This window comes from Lentilactobacillus sp. (assembly GCF_040773105.1).
Classification (GTDB): domain Bacteria; phylum Bacillota; class Bacilli; order Lactobacillales; family Lactobacillaceae; genus Lentilactobacillus; species Lentilactobacillus parabuchneri.
The window spans coordinates 1-4012 of sequence record NZ_JAXGWW010000192.1; the positions used below are offsets into that span (position 1 = coordinate 1).

Annotated in this window: 3 protein-coding genes; 1 reads left to right on the forward strand and 2 read right to left on the reverse strand. The window is 43.8% G+C overall.

Annotated elements, in window-relative coordinates; genetic code table 11:
* Together AB3112_RS09095 and AB3112_RS09100 are read right to left on the reverse strand one after the other, a co-directional pair.
* Positions 1-1028 (reverse strand): MucBP domain-containing protein (locus AB3112_RS09095; protein WP_367334341.1); only part of this gene is annotated, 1028 nt, incomplete at its 3' end.
* Positions 1029-1308: 280 nt separating this feature from the next.
* Entirely contained in the window at positions 1309-3564 is a 2256-nt protein-coding gene (locus tag AB3112_RS09100) for an ATP-dependent Clp protease ATP-binding subunit (protein WP_057911092.1), read from the reverse strand.
* A 147-nt stretch (positions 3565-3711) separates the two neighbouring features.
* Here AB3112_RS09100 and AB3112_RS09105 point away from each other — a divergent pair, with 147 nt between their 5' ends.
* On the forward strand, positions 3712-3924 hold the full coding sequence (locus tag AB3112_RS09105) for a hypothetical protein (RefSeq protein WP_239822875.1): 213 nt from the start codon (positions 3712-3714) through the stop codon (positions 3922-3924).
* Positions 3925-4012: the final 88 nt, after the last annotated feature.

The window sequence follows — 4012 nt, forward strand, 5'->3', positions numbered from 1 at the left end:
ATCGATACTCGACTGCCAGCCATCAACTGACCAACTCGGGATCCGTAAGGCTTATCGAAGACATCCACCGATTGGTCGGGAACAAAGTCAATCGTTCCGAACCACATGACCGGATTTCTGGAAGTTTTGGTAATTGGCGGCAGAAAGTGATTAGTTGGTGGATCACTTGGCTCAAGGTCGGTGTTTTTGATCCACTCAAAGCCGCCAATGTTTAACCAGCTTTGATGATCAGTTGTTTCAATGCGGGCAAAAATCTTGATAACGGCGTTTGCTGGCAAGCTGGATTGTAATTTGTGACCATTTGGTTCGCTGAACACAACATGTCGTTTTTTTAAACGGACGTAATATTCAACTTGCTGGACGGTCTGCCAGTCTTTTCGGCGGTAATAAAAAATAATTCTGTGAATTTGTTTATCAAATAGGCCATAGGTCTTACCGGTTCTATTGATAATGCGGTATCCTGGTATGGATTTTTCCTCGACGTCAAAAGATTGACCGAGTTTTCCCGAATGAATCGTGACTTGATGACGAAATTCACCGGTATCAATATCCAGGTAATAGACAAGGACGGGTAATCCTTCCTTTAAGGCGTATCGGAGTGTGACGCGTTGATCCGTCTCTTCAAAGTAGGTTGAAAAGTTGGTAATCGTCACCAAATAATAGTTGTCAAAGTGGGGCAGTTGGAGTGAAAATCGCTCGCCCGTGGTGCCGCTTAAAATATCAGGGGCTTTGATGGGGTTGTCGTCCTCATCCAGATAAAAGAAAGTGACGTGTGACTGGATTGTAAGGGTTTCAACTGGATCTGGGGTGTGGGTTGACGCACTTATTAACCCATCTGAGTCATCTGTGATCGGTTTAACCTCAGATTGAGCGTCTGGCTGGGCATCCGCAAGTGAATCAACATCAACATGCCGCCGACGCTTTTTTAAGTGGTAGTCACGTCGATGCGCTCGCCGACCTGAATAACGATGGGAACGCGGAGACACAAATATATTTAATTGTTGTTTAAGCCAACCCATCAGCTTCATTAGTTAACGCTCCGTTCTGAACTGTTCTACTGAAAATTATAGCATAGTCGGTGATTGGACAAAGACATTCAAATCAAAAATTGCCCAAACTTTTATAACTTGACCTTAATTTTGAGCTTGGTGGATGGTTCTCAAAGTTAGTTTCCAAAAATGTCTGTCGATCAAAACCCGCTATTTAATCCCCAATTCAGTTGGGGAATAGCTGAAACCAAAAAAGGTCCAAACAAAACATGTCGTTTTATTCGGACCTTTGGTTTGTAAAACCACGATTTAATTCAAATTACTTATCAGTCTTGTTTGAGTCGGGTTTTGGCGCTGATTGAGCTTGTGCTTGACCCGGTGCCTTGATAACGATGTTGCCCTTACTGTCCACGTCAGCTGTTAATGTGGCAGCATTTTCGTGATCCAAGTAGAAGTCGGCAACTTTATCTTCAATCTGCTCTTGGATAACTCTTCGAAGTGGACGAGCACCCATTGCTGGATTGTATCCCAACTCAACCAACTTGGCTTTTGCCTTGTCGGTCACGTTGATGACCAATCCTTGTTGCTTGAGCATGCTGTTGACGTCGTCGATCATCAGCGAAACAATCTTTTGTAGGTTGTCTTTTGACAATGCGTGGAATTCAACAATATCGTCAAACCGATTCAATAATTCCGGCTTGAAGTAGTCGGTTAACTTGTCGATAATTGAATGAGTCTTTCCGCTTGCCGCAGCAGCAAACCCAACGTTGGCTTCCGCATTACCCTGACCGGCATTACTGGTCATGATGATGATGGTGTCCTTGAATGAAACAGTTCTGCCCTGACTATCGGTTAAACGACCATCGTCAAGAATTTGCAGGAACATGTGAAGAACATCAGGGTGGGCCTTTTCAACTTCATCCAGTAAAATCAATGAGTATGGATGACGACGAACTTGTTCGGTCAACTGACCGGCTTCTTCGTACCCAACGTAGCCAGGAGGCGAACCGATCAACTTGGCCACTGAATGCGGCTCCATGTACTCAGACATGTCAAACCGGATCATCGAATCCTTCGAGCCGAATAGTTCATAAGCCAATTGCTTAGCTAACTCGGTCTTACCAACTCCGGTAGGGCCAACGAATAGGAATGAGCCAATTGGACGTCCCGTTCCGTTGAAGCCAACTCGGTTACGACGAATTGCCCGGGCAACTTTTTCCACGGCTTCGTCTTGACCAATCACGTGTTTCTCAAGGTTAGGGCCTAAATTACGAAGCTGCTGTTGTTCTTTGGCTTGTAATTCGCCAACTGGAATTTCAGTTTTTTCTTCGACAATTTGTTCCATATCCTTCGCAGTGACCTGTGGGGTATCTGCTGAAGAAACATTGTCAGTGTTCTTGGCTTTTTCGAGCTTGGTAACTTGGTCCCGATAGTAAGCGGCCTTCTCGTAGTCTTCGCTCCTAAGGGCTGCCTGTTTTTGCTTTTCAGCACTTTGAATTTTTTCATCCACGGTATGTGGGTCAACCGCATTGATGGTCAAATTCTTTCTGGAACCTGCTTCATCGAGTAAGTCGATCGCCTTGTCCGGCAAGAACCGATCCTGAATATAACGATCGGATAATTTAACGGCCGCTTCAATTGCGTCATCGGTGTACTTAACGTGGTGATAATCTTCGTAACGCTTTTGAATTCCCTTTAGAATCTTAACGGATTCTTCAGGACTTGGTTCATCGACCGTTACGGGTTGAAGACGACGTGCAAGTGCTGAATCCTTTTCAATATCACGGTATTCTTTTAAAGTCGTGGCACCGATTAACTGGAATTCGCCCCGAGCCAAAGCTGGCTTAAGGACATTTCCGGCATCCATACCGCCTTCAGCATTTCCGGCACCGACAATTTCATGGATTTCATCAATAAACAGGATGATGTCCGGGTTGTCTTGAACTTCCTTGATTAACTGCTGCATTCGTTGTTCAAATTGACCACGAATGCCCGTTCCTTGAACAAGTGAAACCACGTCAAGGCGGATAATTTGCTTGTTTTGAAGTTTGGAAGGAACGTTACCTGAGACAATCTCTTGAGCCAGGCCTTCAACAACAGCAGTTTTACCCACACCGGCTTCTCCAATGAGAACCGGGTTGTTTTTAGTACGTCGATTCAGGATTTCAATGACACGTTGAATTTCATTATCTCGACCGATAACGGGATCAACTTTGCCGTCTTTTGCAAGTTGCGTTAAGTTGATACCATACTGACCAAGCAATGAATTTCCACCCTGACCGCCATTTTGTGGGCGATTAGGGCCGCCATTGTTGGGTCCCATTGGTTGGGTTGGTGGCACTTGTTGACCATTGGTTGGATCAACGTTTCCGCCTTGCATTGCACGGAAAATGTCATCTAATCCACCAAAACCAAATGGATCTTGAGCCATATTTTGAGCACCTCCTGTATTACCTTGTTTGTTCGAGAGGAGTTGATAGCAATTTTGGCAAAGGTTAATGGTTTGCTTTTGCCCATTCACGTTCGTGTACAGATGAATGGTTGCGGGATTTTTATGGCAATTTTGACATAGCATTAATTGCTTTCCTCCTTTAATATAGAAATAAAGGATAAAGAAGGACAAACTGTTACTGACCAACTTTGACCTTTGAAAATATTATACAACAACACTATTTGTAATCAAGTAATTGAACTTTTACTCATTTGAAAGGAGATGTGTTCTTTGACACAAGACCAACCAGACTACAGTCAGCTGCTTAGACAGCTTGAGGCTGGAGACATTGACAAGATTGAGGTTCGGCCCGATTTGTTTATGACGTTTCAAACCGCCTACATGAATTTTGACCACCGGAAGCGAATTATCGGCACCGCAAGTGAGGGCGGCGTGATTACGTATGTTTACGAACGGGACCAAACAGAAAAAAAATCATCTTAAACCTTGTAAGCGGTTAAGTTTAAACTTGTATTTTGCAGTATATATTGCTATTCTTAACTAAGTAAAGAAAAATTCTAAATTTTGAGTC

Coding starts and splice junctions, on each gene's coding strand:
- AB3112_RS09100 (WP_057911092.1), bottom strand. CDS start 3,564: ATGCTATGTCAAAATTGCCATAAAAATCCCGCAACCATTCATCTGTAC.